The organism is Paenibacillus sp. NRS-1781 (assembly GCF_050467745.1).
GTDB lineage: Bacteria > Bacillota > Bacilli > Paenibacillales > Paenibacillaceae > Paenibacillus > Paenibacillus terrae_A.
This window is the reverse complement of the sequence record NZ_JBITPI010000019.1, coordinates 1-20975: the sequence shown is the minus strand read 5'-3', so window position 1 is coordinate 20975 and position 20975 is coordinate 1. Positions and strand designations below refer to the sequence as shown.

The following is a 20975-nucleotide window of genomic DNA, read 5'->3' as shown; positions in this document are numbered from 1 at the left end:
GTGACGCCAGTGGCTCCCGTAACTCCCTTAACTCCAGTAGCACCAGTAATGCCGTTAGCTCCCGTAGCTCCAGTAACTCCGGTAGCGCCAGTGGCTCCCGTTAGCCCTGTCGGTTCCGCACCTTTTGCTACAAGCAATTCGGAAGATACAATACGGTGAGCTGTCACTAACTGCCCCATTGAATTTTTACCCCAGACTGAAACTTGAATTTCATTTTCTGTAACACTTTCATCAGTGGTAAAAACAAACTCAAATGAATCAAAATCAGCATAATAATCTTTTGTAATCACTCCATTTGAATTTACAGTTATAAAATCAACCGCGTATAACGTTCTTGTACCATTTAGATAAAAACCCTGAATCAATACCGTAGAAGAATTCACAGTATCACAGTTATAAATTTTCACGGTAACTCGATGAGTAGGCCGAACACCACTGACATAATTATTTTCTATGGGTCCAGTTGATATAACTACCATATATTGGATTCTCCTTTCGTCTAAAGTAACGAGGCTATAATCCTATCACTAATGCCTCCTCTTCTATAACTAGTATTGAGATTCGAACGTTCACGATTTATATAATATGTAACATCTATATATACGTGTGGACATTCCCTATGTGATAAAAACCCCTTTTGATAAGTAAGCTTTTTTTGTGGGGCAAAAAAATACCGCTCTGTCTGCCAAAAAAGCAGGGGAGCGGTATTTTTAATCCGTATGCTTTTGTATGGGAGAGCCGGATCATGAAAAACGTTACGGGTAGCTGTATGTGACGACAGGCTACTTCGTTGCCGCTGACTTAGCCGGAGCTTTACTTGTTCCTACTGGCGGTTGGGAAGGTTTAACGCCGTTTACTAAATCCGTAACCATTTTCTCTAGGTTAGAGATTCGATTATTGTATTCGGTGTCAGTAACTTTACTGTTTTTCTTTTCTTCGGCCATCCTCGATTTCGTGTCGGAAACGAGCAAACTAATGACTTCTTTCACGTTCACGCTTTGTGCCTTTGCGATCGCAGCGAGCGTTTTATCGGCTTTCAATTGTGTGTTCAGTTCACTGGAAGATAGACCTAGCACCTTCAAAAGGGCTTTATTCTCCGCATAATTACCGCCCGCCGTTTTCGGGCCGTTGGCATCGCCAGGAAGTACATTCCCTTTGGTGGCGAGCAGTTTCTCGGCCATAGCGGAATAGTCCGTTGTATTGGATGCGTTAGCTCCGACAGGAGGGTTTTCCTTCAGCCATGTGGAGAGATTGGTTTTCAGTTTTTCTTTGGACACGCCTTGCTTCTCAGCCACTTCACCCAAGGTGTTTTGTTTGAGCTGGGTTCTAAGCGCATCGTTATCAAGGGATAATAGCTTGCCCAGCTTGTCCTGAAATTGACCGATTTGTCCAAACTGTCCTTGTGCATCTGTAGGCGGCTTTTGTGAAGCATTAGCAGATTTGTCAGCTGTAGCGGCAGCAGCGTGAACCGCGCCCGCAGAATAAAGTGCTCCACCTCCTAAAATTGCCAATGCCATCGTTCCTGCCAAAATCGCTTGTTTGGTGTTCTTCATCTTTATTTTCCACCTTTCGGTTAGGGTGTGTTTGGTACGAGATTTATCATAAGATTTGAACTGGAATGCTGTCTGAGTGCAAGCTGAGCGTTTGCTGAATAGGTTTTTTTGGGCGGCATGACTAAAATTTTAACTGAACATTTACTTGTATTACGTGTATTAAGTGATATAATACACTATATGCACGATAGATGCAGCGGATTAGGGGGGGAAACCCATGGAAGAGCAAAGGGTTGGCTCGCTTCGGTTTTTAATTGATTTTAGCCAGCCATTATATGAACAAATATTAAATCAGGTACGAAGCTCCATTGCCAAAGGGGAGATTGAAATGGGAAGCAAAATGCCGTCCGTTCGTGATCTGGCACAGGAATTGCGTATGAATCCGAATACTGTGATGCGGGCGTATCAGGAGCTGGAGCGGGACGGACTGACTGAGAAGCGGCGCGGCTTGGGAACCTATGTTACATCGTCCAGTGAGCGGGTAGACAGCTTTCGGGAACAACTGGCCCTGACGTATATAGATCAGTTCCTGGGACAGATGAGCAGTCTGGGGCTGTCATGGGAGGATGTACAGCGGTATATAGGAAGCAAACAGAACGAGAAAGATGAGGAAGGAGGCGAAGGGGCATGACGGAATCTATTGTGGTTGCGAGTCATCTGACGAAGCAATATGAAAGTAAAAAAGCGCTGGACCACTTGGATGTCGTCATTCCGGCGGGACGCATTGTAGGGGTGCTTGGACCCAATGGTTGCGGGAAGTCAAGCTTGTTTCGGGCGATCACCGGATTGATTCGGCCGGAAGGAGGCGAGCTTTATGTGTTGGGGCAAAAGCCCGGTTGGGAAACCAACCGTGGCATATCCTACCTGCCTGACCGGGCTCGCTGGTACCCCAATCATACGGTGCAGCAGACATTGGAGTGGGGACAGTCCTTTTTGCCTGGCTTTAATATAAAGGATGCGCATAAGCTGGCTGATCTTATGGACGTAGAGTTAGAGTTGAAAATGACCGGGTTGAGTCGCGGGCAGGAGGCACGGGTGCTGCTGATTCTGTGTCTGGCGCGTGAGGTTCCGCTTATGATCCTGGATGAACCCTTTGCTGGCATTGATGTCCTCTCCAGAGAAGCAATCGTGGCCGGTATTATTGATTATTTGGAGGATCGGCAGCAATCCATACTCATGAGTACACATGATATTCAGGAAGTGGAAGGCTTATTTGATTACACGATTATGATGGACCGCGGACGGGTGATATGGTCCGGTGATTCGGATGATCTACGTGGAGAGCATGGATCACTGAATCAGGTGTTCCGCAATTTGTACAAAAAGGAGTGGAAGGCGTGAATTCATCAGGGCTGTTCAAAGATTTGATACGCCATGAATTTCGAAATAAAGGAAGCTGGAGAAAGCAGAGCCGCAATCAACTGCCCAGATCGTGGAGACTTGTATATTTCTCACTATTTCTAATTGCGGCGTTCGTTATTTCCTTGTATTTCGCGCTTCACAACCAACTCGAATTGACAAGGCTGTGGTATGTCACCCTGGGCTTGCCGTACATGATCATTTTCATGGGTGTGGGAAGTCTGAGAAGAGAATGGGAGAATGACACCTACGGATGGTGGCTGACCCTGCCCTATCCGCGCATGTGGCTGATAAGCGCCAAATGGATTGCTGCTATTTTACAAGCCATGGTCGTGACATTATTCCTGTTTGTGGTAGGTTCTCTGTACGCGCTGTTCATCTCATCAACCATCCAGCCTTATACGTTTGCGGATGCAGCGTCCTTTATTATAGCTGGATTGAACTGGTTTGTGATGATTATCGCTTTCACACCGTTTGTTATTGCGCTGGGTCTGCTGACGGCCAGTACCAAATACAGCACTTTGCGGCCGATTAGCCCGATACTGTGGATTCTTTTGATGGGTGGCGGGAGTGTCTTTTATTGGTCAGGCGATCAGGGGCTTTATGAGCAGTTTGACCATCTTCAGACAGGACAATGGTTTCCTTTTACTTGGCATTTCCCGGTTGCGGTGTTGATCAGTTGGGTTGCTGCATACGCATTAATCCGCTTGAACGCTTATTTGCTGGAGAAAAGGCTGTCAATTTAGCAAACGATCCAATGACATATATATAGGAAAGGAGTTTCACTATGGCGCCGATATTCATCTATGCATTGTTGGCTGTTTTGGTGGGGCTGATGATCTGGTTGAGAACCAAAAGAAGAGGGGGGCCGGTCAAAGGAAACGGAGTTTGTCTCTTGCTTCCCTTGTTTATCGCATTCCCACTCATGATGATGTCTGTGTACCAATTGATGCATATTCCTGGCCAAACGCATGCGCTTCCCGCCTTTTGGGAGCTATTGGCTGCCGGGCTGTTAGGTGCGGTGTTTGGTTACGTCATTCTGCTGCATACGGCATATGAGAGACGGGACGACGGACACATTTATCCCAAGCCGAACCCATATTTTAAATACATTATTATCTCCATTATTTTGCTTCGCGTCGTTTTGACCCAGTATCTTAGTAGCTTGGGTACGACCGAGATTAGTCTACTGGCGATTACGATGGCGGTCGTCTATATCTCCATCTGGCGAATTGGGAGCTTCATTAAGTTTCGGAGAACGTTATCTGTATAACAATATCAATGGGGTTAACAGCGGTTTACTATTTAAAAAGCGTTCATCCGCTTGGTGATAGGAGCCGCTTTTTTTGAGTTAACTTCATTAGTACATTTTATTTATAATGTCGAATTGTCAAGCCAAGTGCGACAGTTCCTGTGTGAAAGATTCGTGAGCGGTTTTCCACCCCAGGCATTCTTGGCAAGTAACATTGCTATGTACAACTATGTTGGCTATGCATTAAGTGGTCCTCCGTATCTTATTCCTCAAGCGCTACTGACTTGGATTTATCTGTTCTTCCTGGTTGGTATGGTCAGCTCGATTTGGATGGGGAGGCGTAGTATCCGCCATTATGGTCTTCTTGCTGTTTCAAAAGAATCGATTGGGGTTTAAAGGAAAGGAGAGGATGTTGTAAATTATTTTTTTGTGGTAAGTTGTAACTTCATTAGTTACATAAAAGGGAATCGTTTTCCATATTATTTTATAAGATGAGAGGAGCTTACATTCATGAAAAAACATACGGTTACCGCTGCACTCGCTGGCTTGCTCGTACTATCTTCTGCTGTACCGACCTTAGCTGCCGAGGTAAAACCCCCTACAGGTATTCAGGTTTGGATAGATGGCAAGAAAGAGGCTTGCAAGATTGCTCCTATCGTGGAAAATCAGCATGTTCTGATTCCTTTGAGACAATTGGCCTCCAGTTTGGGGATTCCGCTTGATTCCAAGCATATTACGTTCAGCACAGCGCGTCAAAGCACGACAATCCGTTATGATCAGGCGACGGTTGTACTGGTGTCGGGCAGTCCGGAAGCGCAAATCAATGGAATTAAGGTGCCGCTGTCCACTTCGACGATTTTAACCAAACAAGGGGTGACCTATGTTCCGGTGGATGTCGTTAAGGAGGCATGGGGCAAGCAAGTGACTTGGGACCCGGCCAGCCAAACCGTGCAAATCGGGATAAGCAACAAGGATAAGGTTGTTGAGATTCTGAAAAGCTTTGAAACCGGAGATACGAAAGTGGCCGAAACTTGGGTTAGCAAGGATCAATATATCCAGCATAATCTGAGCTTTGCCAACGGTAGAGAGGGCTTGATCGAAGGTATTAAACAAATGAAAGGAGCCAATACACAGGTTGATATCCAAAGAATCATTCAGGATGGAGACTATGTAGCCGTTCATTATAAGGAAACGGATGATGGCAAACCAAGTGTATTGTTTGATATTTTTCGGTTCGACAAGAACGGTAAGATTGTTGAGCATTGGGACAACAGTCAGGAGCTGGCTCCAGCCAATCCGAGCGGCCGTACGATGATTGACGGAACGACAGCAATCACAGACCTTAACAAAACCGAAGCAAACAAAGCGTTGATTCGCAAGTTTGTGGATGATATCCTGGTGGGCAAGAACCGCGCTGCATTGGAAAGCTACTTTAACGGTGATCATTACATTCAGCATAATTCCTTTTTCGGTGACGGTGTTTCCGTGATTAAGCAATTATTCCCCGCAGCTGATGGAAACCAGGGAAAAGCCTCGGGATACGATAAGGTGCATAGGGTCATTGGAGAAGGGAACTTCGTACTGGTTGTGAGCGAAACCAAATCGCCTGAGGGGAACACGACTGCTGTCTATGATATGTGGCGCGTAGAGAACGGCAAGGTGGCAGAGCATTGGGATGTAGTTCAGAATGTTCCGGCTAAAGCAGAGTGGAAGAATACGAACGGCAAGTTTTAAAAACGGCATTCCCTTACGGTCGTTGATGTATTTGCTTGAGAATTTGTTAGGTTGAACAATAAGCATGACCAAAAGAACTTCCAACCCGTTATTCCGGGGCAGTGGAAGTTCTTTTTTTTGCAGGATAGCGTGTGAATAGACATGCTTCTATGATGTTCGTCATAAGGTATTCTGTTCATCAGGAGTGCTTAATACTGCGCCTGCTGATTCTCTTTGGACGAGCGTGACGTACAGCCGTTCATGCTCCACGTCTTCCCCCGCTATGATTTTGAGAACTTGTTCGGCAGCTACTGAGCCCCATTTACGTTTGGAGTAATCAATGGTCGTCAGTCGGGGCTGAATATATTGTGCCAGCTCGATATTATCAAAGCCGACGATATGAATGTCTCGGCCGATGGTAAGCTCCGACTGAGCCATTCGATTGTAAAAGCCTACTGCCATCTCATCATTGAGGCAGAATACCGCGACGGGTTCAGAATCCGGGCTGACATGTTGCTGTAAAATGATCTCGGCCGCCTGTTCGCCGCCCGATTTTTCAAAATCGCCGCCAATCTCGATCATTTCGGCGGTGCCGCTGCGCTCAATCGTCTGTTTGACCGCCTGCATCCGCTGCCATGAATCATAAGAGCCGTCCGGCCCGGTGACAACGTACAGCTTGTGGTGTCCCATTTCCAGCAGATGCTCTACCGCGAGAGCGGCACCTGCTTTGTTATCCAGCAGTACCTGATTAATGTTGGGATGATTCAGCTCACGGTCCAGTACGACAATTTTATGCCCGCGCTCGGCGTAATTCAGCAGTTCCTGACTATCGAACGTCTGATCCAGTATGATGGCTCCATCAATCATGCGCTCCGGCAGCATTCGGTGAGACTGCTTGCCGCTGCATACGATGAGGTCATAGTCTTTTCGGTTCAAAATTTCCTTGATGCCGTACAACAAATCTCCATAAACGTCTCCACGGAAATCGGTTAGGAAGACGCCGATAATTTTGGTTTCCCTTTTTTTGAGATTACGAGCGGCGGCATTCGGCACATAGTTAAGCTCTTTGGCAATAGCTAAAATACGTGCGCAGGTCTCTTCCGTTACCTTATCACTGCCGTTCAATGCGTATGAAACGGTAGATATGGAAACGCCCGCCTGTTTGGCGATATCTTTAATGCTGACCACATCGTTTCCTCCTTTTCGCCAGTCTTATACTTGCTATTGTATTTATTTCGAATATCGTAACTGGAGGTGCAAGCAGCAAAGGGCGATCCCGCAAGATCGCCATTGCTTTGTTGCCTGTACCTGATTTAGAATCGCTCTTGGGATTTAAGCAAAATGCTCTTTATAAATTAATCTCCAGACGGTGTACACCGTCATGGTCTGCTAATGCCAGCTCGAAAGTCTTGCGCTTGATGCGCAGGGCACCCGAACGGTAGCGATTGTCATCGACTGGCTCGCTTTCCAGTGGTGTTCCGTTCAATACCGCGCGGCCTTGCTCATCACTGCTATGCTCTTGCCGCATGCGGTAGACGAAGGTAACGGGTTTACCGGCAAAGGAAAATTCGAATTCCAGTCCGTCGAGATCATCCGGCAGTACAGGGTCCAGGATCAGGTCTTCGCCCGACTGACGGATACCAAGGACATTCGATATGAGCTGATTCATATAGATCCCCGGACCACTGGAGTAGATTCTCCAGCCGCCTTTGACTGGAACGGCGCCTTCACGTAGTTCACCAAACCGCTCTTGTGCTTCGTAGCGGGTATTAAATTTGCCGTCCGAGCTGCTAAAATATGCGTTGCTCTGACGCCATTCGGCGTTTGGTACGGACGCTCGAATGCCAACCGGGTTGATGAGCTTCAGGCTGTGCCAGGCGTCATCTTTGCGACCGAGCTTGGCCATGGCTTCCGCGAAGCGGATATGGGCATGCACATATTGCAGCCCGACCTCGCGTCCGAAGTTGGCCGCTTGCTCTGCGCGCTTGAAGTGCGAACTCACACCGCCATCGTACTGTGCAGGGCGGTTCATCAGACGCACGCCATCCGGGCACAGGAATTGCTCGCGGATGAGCTGCTCATGAGCCAATGCTTGCTCCGGCGTGAGTAGCTGGCTGATCATGCTGCGTGTCATCGGCAGCAAGCGGTAGTGAATCCCCGTCTCCGTATCGGACGGATGGAGCATCAGCTTGGGCTGACCGGGTTCTTCCATATACACGAAGCCCGGGATAATACCGCTCTCCAGCATGTAGCGGTTAAAGTCCTTGCGGATGCCTTCGGCCATCTGGTGCAGCTCCTGTGCGATCTCGGCGGCTCCGCGTATGACGCCTGCCGGGGCTTGCTCCAGTGCAGTAGCAAAGTTGCGAACCACCTGATAGGTGAGTGCAACGGTCCAACTGCTCGCCATGTATTGCTTCAGTTGAGTGTTGGCTGGCTGGAGTGTGTCATCCCAATCGCCGTCGCCGTAGGCTGACAAATGTGTATCATGAAGGAAATTCGCCCGAATATATTCGATTTCCTTCATCGCATGTTCCATGAGGGTCGCGGTCTGTTTTGTATAATCAAAAGTATGTCGGTTGGTGTAGGGTACATTTTCTTCCAGAATACTGTAATCCCGGGTAGCGGTCAAATAATCTCCCAGTACCTTGAGCGGCCAGACGATAATATCACCGTGGCTCTCTTCTTGTTGAATGCGAGTATAGTTGTCGAACATAAACCATTGCGGCCAGTTTCCGCTATCTTCGTACTGATGGCTGAACACGGTCAGTAGAATGGAACGGACTTCGTCAAACTTTTGCACGGCTGAAAAATATTCCACCGGGCCCTGACATACATCTCGTGTTCCCCAAGCTGCACCACCGTATTGCTCCAGACCATGAGGCACGGAATAGTGGACAAGCATATTGTGGGTATACCACCAGGCCACCGCATTCACACGGAACAGCTCGCTGGTTTCATGTCCGCTATGCGTCAGATGGAAGCCGTTCATCAGCCCGGAAAAATATTGCCGATAGCGCTCACGCTCAGCTTCGAAAGAGGCATCTCGTTCCGCATGTGCTTGACCTTTTCCGGATGGATAGCCATGCAGCCAGCCTTGCACGGTGCAGGTCCATTCGCTGCTGTCGCCCAGCTCCAGCACGACCAGAGATGCATCGGGGGAGGCTGTACCCTGTAGCAGCGTGTGAGCGTCGCTCACTTGCTGTAACGGAGCGCCTTGTACCTGCATTCGGTACAACAGGTCCGGGTAGGTTTCAGCGCTCAGGGAAGCCTGGTCTGCGCGGAAGAGCAGGTCATCACCGTCCCGTTCCATATGAAACGGCAGCTCATACTCGTTCACATGCATGGACATTTGCTGAGTAACGAGGAATGGATAGGTTTTGCCGCTTGCCGAACGAACGTGAAGCTGTACTTCTGGCGTATCGGCGTTGGTATGATTTGTAATGATGAGCGTATCGTCAGCAGTTTTGTAATACCAGCGCACATAGTTAAAGCCGATCTCGAACAGGGAAGGCATCGTGAGCAGACGGTATTTCCCATCGATTCCCACATAGATACGCTGGCCGGATGTTTTGGGAATATTGAGTGCATTACGCGCGTTTGTGATCATTTTATTGAAATTCGTGTTGCCAACCACAAGCTGGGAATTGAACACCCCGTACATATAGGAGGTGGTTGTAATGGTTTCTTCCATACCTCCCGCGTAATGCCCGCCCATTAAAATATGTCCATGGGGACGCTCTACACGAAGCTCTTTGGATTTGAGTACGACATGTTCATAGCTGTCCGTGAAAAAGGAGAGCAACGTGTCGCCGTCCCGTTCTTCTTCCTGCCGTTTCGGGAAGAGCTGATCCAGCTCGGCTGCGGTCATATCCAGCGTGCGCAGCGGCTCCCCGATATTCTGGGCAGGAGCCACCCGCCCAGTTTGGAGATGACTTGCGACGTGCGCCGGGTTGGTGGTCCCGGAAGCAGCTTCCATAATCGTCGCTACTTCTTCGTGTGCTTTCGTCACCAGTTCCTGGTACTCCAGCTTTGTAACGGCAGCCGGATGATTCGGCTGGAACAGGCCGTAAAAGGTAAAGTGTGCCTCCCCGGTGAGCTTTACCCGCTCGGATTGCAGCGCCGTATAAGCAAATTCGTACTGGTACACTTCATTGGCGAGCGAATCGCGGCGCAGTGCTTCTGGCTCGTTCGTTTCTTTATACGAAAGCCCAAAAAATTGAAATCCGTCCGTCGAATAACCGACGTTTCGGGTCAACGAGCCTTGCTGGATGTAAGGGAACTCTTGACTTTGCGGCTGGTTTTGACGGGAGCAAACCGTATAGCCTCTTTGTTCGTCATGGTAGACGATATGGTCGATATATTGAGACAGATAAGCTTCATTACTGCGTACAGCCGCTGTATCCGCAATGCCGATATCCTGACCGTACACGATATCAGCTTCCACGTCATCGCCCTGTAGAGTTACATCCCAGAACCATACCCCAAGACGGCTTAGCGTGAATGTCACCTGATAGCCAACACCTGATGTAAAGCCTTCCCAAATAATCTGTTGATCCGTTTGTCGTACTACTCCGGGTGAACGGACTCCCAGCAGGGGAGTGATGCTGACGCCGGACGGACGGTACAGTCGCAAGTACAGGTTGTTCAGGGAACCGTCGACAGAATGGGTCAGCAGTTGATTGATCATGGTTGAGCCATGGGCGATTTTATATAGATCACCGCTGCTCAAGAAGGTGAAGGACAGGTCTCCAACCCGCAGCAAAATATTTTGATCCAGACTTGTATTCATCAAAGGTTACGCCTCACTTTCCTGTTTCTTTCACTAAACGAAAACGTCCTTCGGTAGTATCTCGGCTGTTAGGTCCTGTAAAGACGGCGAATTCACCGCTGTCACTATCAAAGCTCAGGTCTGCATGGTGATAGCGCAGTTGAGGCTCGGCCAATGAAAATTCCACTTCCCGGCTTTCGCCTGAGGCAAGCAGAACCTTGCGGAAATCCTTCAGCTCTTTCATCGGGCGAACCGTATCTCCGCTAATATCACGGACATAGAATTGAACCGTTTCCTCGACAGAACGTGTTCCTGTGTTCGTTACCCGTACCTTCACGGTCAGTGCTTGACCGGGATTGAGGGTGTCGCTGGAAAGCTGTACACTATCATAGGCTACTTTCGTATAGCTCAAGCCATAGCCAAACGGGAATAAAGGTTCGTTCGGTACGTCCAGGTATTGGGAAACGTAGCGTTCCTTTGTATTCGGGTCCAGCTGAGGACGTCCTGTATTAAAATGATTATAGTACACAGGCACCTGCCCCACCGATTGCGGGAAGGACATCGTCAGACGACCCGTTGGTTCAGCATCGCCGTACAGCAGATCGGCAATCGCCGCGCCGCCTTCACCGCCGGGGAACCACGCTTCCAGTACGGCATCTGCTTCTTCAATAACACCGTGCAGATCCAGTGGGCGACCGTTGAAGAGTACGGCTACCATAGGCTTGTTCAGCGTTTTCAGGCGTTTCACCAGCTCCAGTTGGGCTTGTGGCAGGCGAATATCCGAGCGGCTGCCCGCTTCGCCACTCATAGCCGAGCGCTCACCGAGCGCCAGTACAATGACCTCTGCCTGGCTGGCAGCTTGCAGCGCTTTTGCATATTGTTCTTCGGATATTTCGTCTATAGAGCATCCAGTCGCTACCGAGAGCAGCGAGGAGGATATTTTCGATTTGAAGCCGTCAATGACTTGAACAGCTTCTTCTTGCGAACCGCTCCACGACCAAGAGCCAAGGATATCACCACTCTCTGCAAAAGGCCCGATCAGTGCGATATGCTGACCGCGATTCAGTGGAAGAACGGAATCGTTTTTGAGCAGTACGCATGATTGGATCGCCAATTCCTTGGCAACCGCACGGTGAGCTTCGCAGAACACGACTTCACGTTCCCGCTCAGGGTCTGCGCCACGCAGCGGATTATCGAACAACCCCAGCTTTTGCTTGAGCTTCAACACGCGCATGACCGCTTCATCGACGAGCGCTTCATCCAGTTGCCCGCTGCGAATCAGCTCAGGCAGATGCCCGTTATAGCAGGAGGTCATCATTTCAATGTCTACGCCCGCCAGCAGTGCTTTCTGTGCTGCCTCGCGCTCATCCTCGGCAATGCCGTGGGGAATAAGCTCCTTGATGGCGGCCCAATCCGAGATGAGCACACCGTCAAAGCCCCACTCGTCGCGAAGCAAATCGCGCATCAGGCGCTTGTTGCCCGTTGCAGCTACACCTTCTACGGTGTTGAAGGAGGTCATCACCATTTCGCAGCCTTCATCTAGCGCAGCTTTGTAGGAGGGGAGATAATACTCTCGCAACTGCCATGCGGACAGATCAACGGTATTGTAATCCCGTCCGCCTTCGCCTGCGCCATATGCGGCAAAATGCTTCACACACGCCGCCACCCGGTCCGTATCGTTCGTCAGGTCCTTGCCTTGAAAGCCGCGTACGAAAGCACGGGCAAATACACTGTTGAGGTAAGGGTCTTCTCCTGTAGATTCCATTACACGACCCCAGCGCGGGTCACGTACCAAGTCCACCATCGGAGCAAAGGTGACATGAACACCGGACACAGAAGCTTCTCTGGCAGCAATGGTAGCGCTCTCTTCTGCGAGCTGCACATTCCATGAACAGCCAATAGCCAACGGTATGGGAAAAATCGTTTTGAAGCCATGTACAATGTCTGCCATAATGAGAAGCGGAATGCCGAGACGGTTTTTGCTTAGATGTGCTTGTTGAACACGAATAGCTTCCTCGGCTCCTGCGATGCCTAGCACCGATCCGACGTTACGGACCGTTTCTTCTGTGATCCCCAGAGATGCCATAGGTCCGGTAATCTGGCCGTCCGTTTCCGCATCCTCAAAAAAGACTCCCACGAGCTGGAGCAGTTGATCGACTTTTTCTTCAAGCGTCATATTTTGCAGATAGGAATTCAATTGTTGTTCCATCATATAATCCTCCGTAAGCTGCTATGGTTGCAGCTTTCTTTTTCAGATCCATGAGATTTTTTGGTTAAGAATGATTCAAAGAAGCGACGGATAGGCTAATACTTTACATAAAAGCTTAGTATCCTGTCGTATTGTTAATCGAAACGTTTCTATTGTTGAACTCAGTTGGATTATATACGCTTTCAAATAGAGAGTCAAATCGAAATGGAGGGTCATTTTACCGAAAAAACAACAATTTATAGATGAAATAAAAGAAAATTGGGCATAATTCTAGACGAACAAAAAATAATATCCCTATTGAATACGGTTTCAATTTGTTTTATAATGACTATCGAAACGTTTCTATTGATGGGGATGGTCCTTACGCTTTCCACATATTTTCTATATGGGCAGGCTTTAATTGGCTTTAAACACTGTATACTTTAACGTGTGTAATCGAATCGGGTATCATATTTGAATGATCGCTGAGCCGGTCATCTCGGGAGGAATTTGTATGATGAAAAGAACGTTAGGGATCATTTTGGCAAGCACCTTATTACTGGGGGGCGCGTTGGCAGGCTGTTCGTCCAAGGATGGATCATCCGGCAAGGATGCGAATGGAAAAACGACGATTACCCTATGGGGCATGGGGGCGGAAGGTAAGTTGCTGCCTGAGATTGCAAAGGATTTTGAAAAGGAAAATCCTGATATTCATGTAGAAGTGCAGGCACTGCCTTGGGATAACGCTCACGATAAGCTGCTGACAGCAGTTGCTTCCAAATCCGGTCCGGATGTGGTTCAGTTGGGTACATCATGGGTTCCAGAACTTGCATCTGCGGGTGCATTGACGGACATCACCCCTTATATCAGTAAATATCCTGAGCTGGAATCGAAGAACTTCTTTTCGGGTGCTGTGGATACGGCAAAATTTGAGGGAAAACCTGTAGGCGTTCCTTGGTATACCGAAACGAAGATTTTGTTCTACCGTTCAGATCTATTGAAGCAGGTTGGATATAATGAAGCACCTAAAACGTGGGAAGAGCTTTCTGATGCTGCTCAAAAGCTGGCGGCGCGTGGCAAAGGGAAATATGGTATTGCCATTAATTCCAAGGAGCAGTCTCTGGGCTTTATGTTCGCTCTTCAGAACGGCTCCAAGCTGATGGATGAGCAGGGCAATCCGCTGTTCAACCAGCCGCCGTTTGTAGAAGCTGTGAAGTATTTGAACACCTTTTTCCAAAACGGCTCCAACGCCCTGGATCTTGGGATAGATTCCGTTCAGGGATTGCAAGGTGATGGTATCGTTCCTATGTTTATCAGTGGTCCTTACATGATTAGAGAAATCAAGAGCAAGGCACCTGAGCTGGATGGGAAATGGAATATAGCCGAGCTTCCTGGCAAAGTAAACAACCTGTCTGTTTTGGGCGGGTCGAATCTTTCAATTATGCAGTTTAGCAAGCACCCGGAGGAATCGGTCAAATTCCTGGCTTACATGAGCAAACCGGAAACGCAGCTGAAGTGGATGGAGCTGTCCAGTACCTTGCCTGCCGCTACCAAGCCATGGGAAGATGCAAAACTGAAGAGTGATCCGATGCTTCAAACGATTCGTAAACAGCTCGATCATTCCGCAGCATTACCGCAACTGGCAGCATGGGAAGAGGTTTCTCAGCAATTCATCAAGAGCTTCGAGCGCATTTACCGTGGTCAAGCCGACGTACAGAAGGAAATGGATGGATTTAACCAGCAAGCTGCAAGTATTATGAAAAAATAATGATCCGTATCCGTCATTGTCAAAGGGAGTGAAGGCATGAAAGGAAGCTCGCAGAAGCTTGCGCCATACTTGTTTATCGGTCCCTCCATCATTCTGCTGACGCTGTTCTCGTTGTTACCGATTTTACTGGCACTCGTGATCAGCTTCACAGATATGGATCTGTCAGGACTTGTTAATTATGATAATATTCGATTTATAGGACTGGAAAATTATAAAAATGTGCTAGTAGACCCTTCTTTTCTAAAGTCCATTGGGAACACTCTATTTTTCGTCATCATCGGGGTTCCTTTAGTGCTAATGTTTTCACTCAGCATTGCGATCCTGATCAACATGGGTAAATCACGTGCTTTCAAGGTTTTTCGCGTGGTGTTCTATCTGCCGTCTGTAACGAACGTGGTGGCGGTAGCGGTGGTCTGGAGTTATTTATATAATCCGACCCTCGGGCTTTTCAACTATGTACTGGGCATGATGAATCTGGATTCTGTTCCATGGCTGACCGATCCTACGATGGCGAAAATATCCCTTATTTTATTGGCTGTTTGGCGGGGAATAGGCTTAAATATGATTATTTTCATTGCTGCCATTAAAGGGATTCCGGGTTCTTACTATGAGGCGGCTCAGCTTGACGGGGCCAACACATGGCAACAAATTCGTTATATTACCCTTCCGCAGCTACGCTACGCCATTTTCTTCGTATCCATTACGACGATGATCGGCTGGCTGCAATTTTTCGAGGAACCGTTTGTCATGACCAAAGGGAAACCGCTTGATGGCACACTATCAGCATCCCTGTTTATATACAATAACGGTTTCCAATTTAGTAAATTCGGTTATGCCGCGGCGGGATCGTTCATTCTGTTCTTTGCGATCATCGCAGTGACGCTGATTCAGTTCCGTTTGCAAAATAAAGCGGAGTCCTGATAGAGAGAGGTGATGAACGTGAAAACAGCTGTTCAGCAAGCCCGCGCCAATTCGCGCAGTGGAGAAAAAACATTTCAATGGTTCGTGGCGATTCTACTGACCGTGGGAGGTCTGTTGATGGTGCTGCCTTTTGCGTGGATGATTTTATCCTCCTTTAAGACGGAGAGCGAGGTAACCCAAATTCCTCCAACCATCTGGCCGCAGCATTTCACATTGGACAATTTTAAAACACTATTTGATAGCATGGCTTTTGGCACCTATCTGACCAATACGCTATTGATTGTATTAGCTTCCTTTTTGGGATTATTCCTGAACGCCATGGCAGGCTACGGCTTTGCCAAATTCAAATTTAAAGGTAAAGGCTTCCTGTTCTATTTGGTGCTGGCCACGATGATGGTTCCGGGGCAGGTGACGATGATTCCTGTATATTTGATTTTGAATCAGATGGGATTAACCAACACCATGATGGGGATTGTACTTCCTGGCTTGGTAGGTGCCTTCGCCATCTTCCTGTTCCGACAGTTCATGTCCGATATTCCGGAAGAACTGCTGGAGGCAACGCGCCTTGATGGTGCAGGGGAGTTTCGTACTTTCCTGCAAATTGTACTGCCTATCTCAACACCGATTTTGGCAGTACAGGCCATTCTGACCTTTATCGGCGGTTGGAACAGCTTCCTGTGGCCGCTCATTATTGCGAACGATGAGAAGCTGTATACGTTGTCCGTGGGACTGTCGTTGCTCAAAGGTCAAAATGAGAGCCAGTTTGCGCTCCAGATGGCAGGTTCGACCTTCATGGTCGTACCGATCATGATCATATTCATTGTTTTCCAAAAGTATATTATCGAAAATTATACGATTTCTGGAATTAAATAATAGTTGTAGCGGTGGGTTATAGGCTACACATAGCAACGGCGGAGTTTCTTGGTTTCATACCGAGGAACTCCGCCGTTTTGTTGTTTTATCATATTCAAGCATGGTTTAAATGTTATTCAATTTTCATACTCATAAAGAATCCATAAAAAGTTTTGATAATAAAGATTTAACTTTTATATTATGAAGGAAACCTTACATTGTGATCATATTTGACTTAACTCTAAGATTCTAAGACAATATCTAGATAATCTAATAAAGTTTCTTTTTCATCCTTTGTTAAAGTATAATCAGTATTTACTCCCACTTTATAGTATAAGAAAATAGGGTAATTACCCTGTGCCACTCTTCTTATATCACTACCATAACCTAATAACTTTAAACTACTTTTAAAGCTGTTAAGTTCTTCAATGTTTAAATTGTTTTTATGTCTTAATAATATATTAAAACAATCAATTCCATCCTTATAAAAATGTATAAAAATATCTTCTTCAATTTCCTCAAATAAAACAATGACTTGGTTTGTTAGTATTATTTTTTTCTTTTTTATTAAAGTTTTAATCTTTTTTGATTCTCTGATATTTTGTATTCTACTGTTGATTTCAATTTCAATGTATTCAGCAGTATCCATATCCTTATTTGATGGGAATAATTCAGAGCTATATAAATCTTCATTATTTTCTTTACCTACTAATAAGTTTGGTTTATTGTTTCTCGCCCAAATCATCTTTTGCAATTTTGAAGTTTGATTATCTATTTCTTTTGATAGTTTTTTATTGAGATATAAAGAATGAGTAATTAACTTACTTAAATTAGAAAAGCCTGTTACAACACCTAAAAAACAATAAGAAATAAAATAATTTTTTATAGTGTTCTCATGCAAAATTAATTCAAATTCCTCAAGTTTATCTTGTTTTAATAAAAAAACTAATAAATTTTGTGCAACTAATGAGTGTATATCTTTTATATCATGTTTATAATTTCTGTTAACTACTCGATCAGTTATTTTGTGAAGGTCATTAGCGTAAGCTGAATTCTTTTCTGGTATATTGGCTTTTAAATATTTTAATAATTCAATAATTTCTTGTTTTGAAAGAACATTATCATTGTTATGAGTTTGAACTAAATAATTAATTATTTTATTAAAAAAAGAATATTCCTCAGTATCCGATATAATATTTTTATTTAGTTGTATGTTATCAATGGCATAATCTTTAATCAATTGTGGGTATTGAATTTCGTTTAAGTTTTTTTTGTCGAAGGCTAGTCCTTTCTCATAATATTTTTTTGCCGTTACTAATTGATCGAATGCCACCTCAAAAAAAAGATTTTTTTTAGTGTCTATTTGCTTGATTATATTTTCAATTTGGTCTAAAACAGAGTTCGAATTTAGGTCATTTTGATACTCATGATATTTAACTAAGAAGGCATAAATGAGACCCTTAATTTGGTTGTGAATTTTATCGAAAAATAATTGTTTTTCTTGAAGTTCTATATTTGGTCTCGGAAAAGTGATTTGGTCCAGACTAATTTTTGTTAAGCTTTGCTTATTAATTAGTCTGAAATTTTCTCTATACTTTGAAACTAATTTAGTCTCTTCTACTAATTTAGACTTTGCTAGTACTACCCTTACATGTTCTTCTGAGAAAAAATTAAATTTAACTTTTCCTGGATTAAAATATATTGTTTCCTGTGTTGCATATACATTTTCTGAGAGGTCAAAAAGTTTAAAAAAAGATTCATCATAATCAATGTCAATTATGATGGGGTATTCCTCATACTCAAAATTAGCTTGTTCAACTATGTTAAACATAGGGGGGGTGGAAAATAAAGTTATAAAGTATTCATTTATCGCTAACTCAGTTGTGAAATGCCTTTTAGTTCCAAATTTTCGATTAGAATAAAAATTTTTAGGGGATATACTTTCTGTAGCAAGCATATCATTAAAATTTAATGAGCTAGTGGGAAAGTATAATTTCATGTTATTATCTCCTTATTGTTATTAAGTTCTTGAAAATCATATAGGTCTTTTGGTATACATGAAATAAATGGTGAAAGTTGATTACTATATAAAATGTCTAAGGTTTCACTAGCCCTTGTAGTAGCTACGTAGACTGCTTGTTGATAATTATGTTTTGTTGTACTAATTTCACAGCCTGGCATGAATACATGTTCAAACTGTAAACCTTTAGAGCTATGATATGTCATCAGTTTAGGTTTAGATGAATAAAAGTCCAGATTTTCTATGTTTCTATTCCCTTCTTTAACTTTTTTCTCTACATCTAAACCCAATTTTTTAAGATATTGTTCTGCCTCATGTACTAAATCATTATTGTGTACCAGTATAGCTACATCAGTCCAGTACTCCTTTTCTATAATTGTCTTCATCCAGTTTAGTTCCTCAAAGAAATTATTGCACTTAATTATACGGGGGGGTTCTCCACCCTCATTCACACATCTTGTTACAAGATCTGAATCGTTTTTTATGTAACTTGCAAACCGAGCGATAGTTTTGGGAAGCCTGTAGTTTTTAGTAAGCTTTTTGTGGTTCGCATCTTGTAGTTTCGAGACTTTCATTACGTTTTTCAAATTTAAACCCTGATCGTAAATTTGCTGAGCATCATCACCGAAAAATATAAAATTCTTCTTAGCCATTTGGATTAATTTGTGAAGCTGAAGCTCATTGAAGTCTTGTACCTCATCAACAATTATATAATCCACTTCCGTATATCCGCTAACTTCCAATTGGTCAAAATTCCAAACCTTATCAGGATCGATACCTAACTTGAGCACTCCATCTTTAACAAAAGATAGAAGTGCACGTGTGTAAAGCACGATTAAATAGTCGGTTATACCTGAATCTTCTAGTTCTTTTGCCTTTTGCAAAGCTAAAACTGTCTTTCCACTGCCAGCGCATCCCTCAATAAGGAGATTTCTGTTTCTGAGTATTCTAATCGCATATTGCTCGTCATCCAATGATGACTCTTTAACCATCCAGCGTCGATCAACCACATCGTCTAATTCAAAGTCCATGTTTATCTCCTTTTCATTGTGAATATATAGAATTATCTACTTCTCTATGATAACATATAATTAACCATATTGGTTAATTATATAAGGAAGAGGAGAATAAAAGTGTGGACATTTTATTCAGGAATACTCGACAGAAAGAGGTCTTTAGTAGTGAGAAGCTCTTAAAGACTGAGTATGGGCAACTTGCTAAAATAATTACTAAAAGAATGGACCAACTTAGAGCTGCTAAATCCATAAGTGAATATATGGCTTTCAAAATAGGTAATCCTCATTTTTTATCAGGAAGCTTTGACAAATGTATTGGTATTAATTTGACTGGGAATTTTCGCTTAATTATTGAACCGCTATATGATGATAATATGGATTTTTCAAACTTAAATCTTTCTTCTTTAGAAGTGGTAACTATTATGGAGGTGAAAGATTACCATGGGAGATAATCAATATTTAGCTGGAATTGCGATACCACCTGGGGAAACTCTACAGGATGTACTGGATGATAATATGATGACACAAAAAGAACTAGCTTTGCGGCTTGGTTGTAGTTCCAAACATGTGAATAAGGTGATTAAAGGAACGGCTTCAATTACATCGGATTTTGCACTTAAGTTAGAAGATGTATTAGGAATACCATCTCATTTTTGGATGAATCTTGAGGTTAATTATCAGGAAACATTATCTCGCCTTAATGCTATTCCTCAGTTGAAAGAGGAAGAACATACTCTCAGTAAATTGTCTTATTCGGAATTGGCTAAGCAGGGTTGGGTTCCAGCGACTAAAATAGCTATCGAACAAATAAAAAACCTTAGATCTTTTTTTGGTGTAGCTTCTCTAGAATCAGTTCCTTTACTACAACCAGTAGCTTTTAGAAAGTCAGATCACTATACCTCGGAGGACTATGCTTTAGCTGCTTGGATTACAAAAGCTGAAAATAAAGCTAAAGAAATAGACTCACTTCCATTTGATATTAATAAATTGAAGGGTTCTTTAGGCAAAATTAAAAAATTAACCGTTCGCCCACTGAAAGCCTCTTTCATTGAATTGCAGTCCATTTGTGCTGGATTCGGATTAAATGTGGTGGTTGTAGAACATATTTCTAGGACATACGTAAATGGTATGACAAAGTGGTTACCGAACAACAGAGCTCTAATAGCATTAAGTGTAAGAGGTGGATATGAGGATATCTTTTGGTTTACTTTTTTTCATGAAATCGGGCATGTATTGCAAAACAAAAAAAGTACTACTTTTGTAGATATGGAAGAGGACGACTTAGGGGAATTAGAAAAAGAAGCTGATGAATTTGCACTGGAAACCTTACTATCCTCACAGTCATATAAACTATTTGTTGAATCGCAATCATTTAAAGAAGTAGGTAAACTAAGAGATTTTTGTAGGAAGCAGTCCATTCATCCAGGCATCTTAGTAGGTCGTTTAATGAAGGATAACCACGTAAGCTATGGAGATCCTGTATTACAAAAATTAAGGACTAAGATTTCTAAATGAAATTCAAGCCTTATAATTATTTAACTAACATATCACGTCTGTTGATTAAC

16 protein-coding genes and 1 pseudogene are annotated in these 20975 nt (G+C 44.5%); 10 read left to right on the top strand and 7 right to left on the bottom strand.

Annotated elements, in window-relative coordinates; all coding sequences use genetic code 11:
- Both ACIFO6_RS07420 and ACIFO6_RS07415 read right to left on the bottom strand, forming a co-directional pair.
- Window positions 1-479, bottom strand: a pseudogene (locus ACIFO6_RS07420) (YVTN family beta-propeller repeat-containing protein); the annotation flags it as partial.
- A gap of 303 nt (window positions 480-782) precedes the next feature.
- Window positions 783-1553 (bottom strand): hypothetical protein, encoded by a 771-nt coding sequence (locus ACIFO6_RS07415; protein ID WP_430039551.1) that lies wholly within the window; start codon window positions 1551-1553, stop codon window positions 783-785.
- Between the two features lie 217 nt (window positions 1554-1770).
- On the opposite strand from ACIFO6_RS07415, the gene ACIFO6_RS07410 reads away from it, so the two are divergent.
- The 5 genes from ACIFO6_RS07410 (at window position 1771) to ACIFO6_RS07390 (ending at window position 5898) form a co-directional block, all read left to right on the top strand.
- Window positions 1771-2184: a GntR family transcriptional regulator gene (locus ACIFO6_RS07410; protein ID WP_430039548.1), complete on the top strand. Its 414-nt coding sequence runs from the start codon at window positions 1771-1773 to the stop codon at window positions 2182-2184.
- Complete coding sequence (locus ACIFO6_RS07405; protein ID WP_430039545.1) at window positions 2181-2894, top strand: ABC transporter ATP-binding protein; 714 nt, start codon at window positions 2181-2183, stop codon at window positions 2892-2894. Before ACIFO6_RS07410 ends, ACIFO6_RS07405 begins: the two co-directional genes overlap by 4 nt.
- Window positions 2891-3658 (top strand): ABC-2 transporter permease, encoded by a 768-nt coding sequence (locus tag ACIFO6_RS07400; RefSeq protein WP_430039543.1) that lies wholly within the window; start codon window positions 2891-2893, stop codon window positions 3656-3658. The genes ACIFO6_RS07405 and ACIFO6_RS07400 overlap by 4 nt, the downstream gene beginning before the upstream one ends.
- Window positions 3659-3699: 41 nt before the next feature.
- Window positions 3700-4185, top strand: coding sequence for a cytochrome c biogenesis protein CcdC (locus tag ACIFO6_RS07395; RefSeq protein WP_430039541.1), 486 nt, complete (start codon window positions 3700-3702; stop codon window positions 4183-4185).
- Between the two features lie 489 nt (window positions 4186-4674).
- Complete coding sequence (locus ACIFO6_RS07390) at window positions 4675-5898, top strand: stalk domain-containing protein (RefSeq protein WP_430039538.1); 1224 nt, start codon at window positions 4675-4677, stop codon at window positions 5896-5898.
- A 159-nt stretch (window positions 5899-6057) separates the two neighbouring features.
- On the opposite strand, the gene ACIFO6_RS07385 is transcribed toward ACIFO6_RS07390, so the two are convergent.
- The 3 genes from ACIFO6_RS07385 to ACIFO6_RS07375 form a co-directional block, all read right to left on the bottom strand.
- On the bottom strand, window positions 6058-7065 hold the full coding sequence (locus ACIFO6_RS07385) for a LacI family DNA-binding transcriptional regulator (RefSeq protein ID WP_430039536.1): 1008 nt from the start codon (window positions 7063-7065) through the stop codon (window positions 6058-6060).
- 160 nt (window positions 7066-7225) lie between these two features.
- Window positions 7226-10666, bottom strand: a complete 3441-nt coding sequence (locus ACIFO6_RS07380; RefSeq protein WP_430039534.1) for a GH36-type glycosyl hydrolase domain-containing protein — start codon at window positions 10664-10666, stop codon at window positions 7226-7228.
- Between the two features lie 13 nt (window positions 10667-10679).
- Window positions 10680-12854 carry a glycoside hydrolase family 3 N-terminal domain-containing protein gene (locus ACIFO6_RS07375; RefSeq protein WP_430039531.1) on the bottom strand — a complete coding sequence of 725 codons (2175 nt, stop codon included), beginning with the start codon at window positions 12852-12854 and terminating at the stop codon, window positions 10680-10682.
- Between the two features lie 493 nt (window positions 12855-13347).
- On the opposite strand from ACIFO6_RS07375, the gene ACIFO6_RS07370 reads away from it, so the two are divergent.
- Genes ACIFO6_RS07370 through ACIFO6_RS07360 form a run of 3 tightly spaced genes read left to right on the top strand, consistent with a single transcriptional unit; the run spans window position 13348 to window position 16395 of the window.
- Window positions 13348-14601 carry an extracellular solute-binding protein gene (locus ACIFO6_RS07370; RefSeq protein ID WP_430039529.1) on the top strand — a complete coding sequence of 418 codons (1254 nt, stop codon included), beginning with the start codon at window positions 13348-13350 and terminating at the stop codon, window positions 14599-14601.
- A gap of 36 nt (window positions 14602-14637) precedes the next feature.
- Complete coding sequence (locus ACIFO6_RS07365; protein WP_430039526.1) at window positions 14638-15522, top strand: carbohydrate ABC transporter permease; 885 nt, start codon at window positions 14638-14640, stop codon at window positions 15520-15522.
- A gap of 18 nt (window positions 15523-15540) precedes the next feature.
- On the top strand, window positions 15541-16395 hold the full coding sequence (locus ACIFO6_RS07360; protein WP_430039524.1) for a carbohydrate ABC transporter permease: 855 nt from the start codon (window positions 15541-15543) through the stop codon (window positions 16393-16395).
- Window positions 16396-16615: 220 nt separating this feature from the next.
- On the opposite strand, the gene ACIFO6_RS07355 is transcribed toward ACIFO6_RS07360, so the two are convergent.
- Together ACIFO6_RS07355 and ACIFO6_RS07350 are read right to left on the bottom strand one after the other, a co-directional pair.
- The gene (locus ACIFO6_RS07355; protein ID WP_430039522.1) at window positions 16616-18373 is read right to left on the bottom strand and encodes a hypothetical protein; all 1758 of its coding nucleotides are present in this window, start codon (window positions 18371-18373) and stop codon (window positions 16616-16618) included.
- Entirely contained in the window at window positions 18370-19425 is a 1056-nt protein-coding gene (locus tag ACIFO6_RS07350) for an AAA family ATPase (protein ID WP_430039519.1), read from the bottom strand. The genes ACIFO6_RS07355 and ACIFO6_RS07350 overlap by 4 nt, the downstream gene beginning before the upstream one ends.
- A 104-nt stretch (window positions 19426-19529) precedes the next feature.
- On the opposite strand from ACIFO6_RS07350, the gene ACIFO6_RS07345 reads away from it, so the two are divergent.
- Entirely contained in the window at window positions 19530-19862 is a 333-nt protein-coding gene (locus ACIFO6_RS07345) for a hypothetical protein (protein ID WP_430039517.1), read from the top strand.
- On the top strand, window positions 19852-20925 hold the full coding sequence (locus tag ACIFO6_RS07340) for a HigA family addiction module antitoxin (protein ID WP_430039514.1): 1074 nt from the start codon (window positions 19852-19854) through the stop codon (window positions 20923-20925). The genes ACIFO6_RS07345 and ACIFO6_RS07340 overlap by 11 nt, the downstream gene beginning before the upstream one ends.
- Window positions 20926-20975 lie beyond the last annotated feature (50 nt).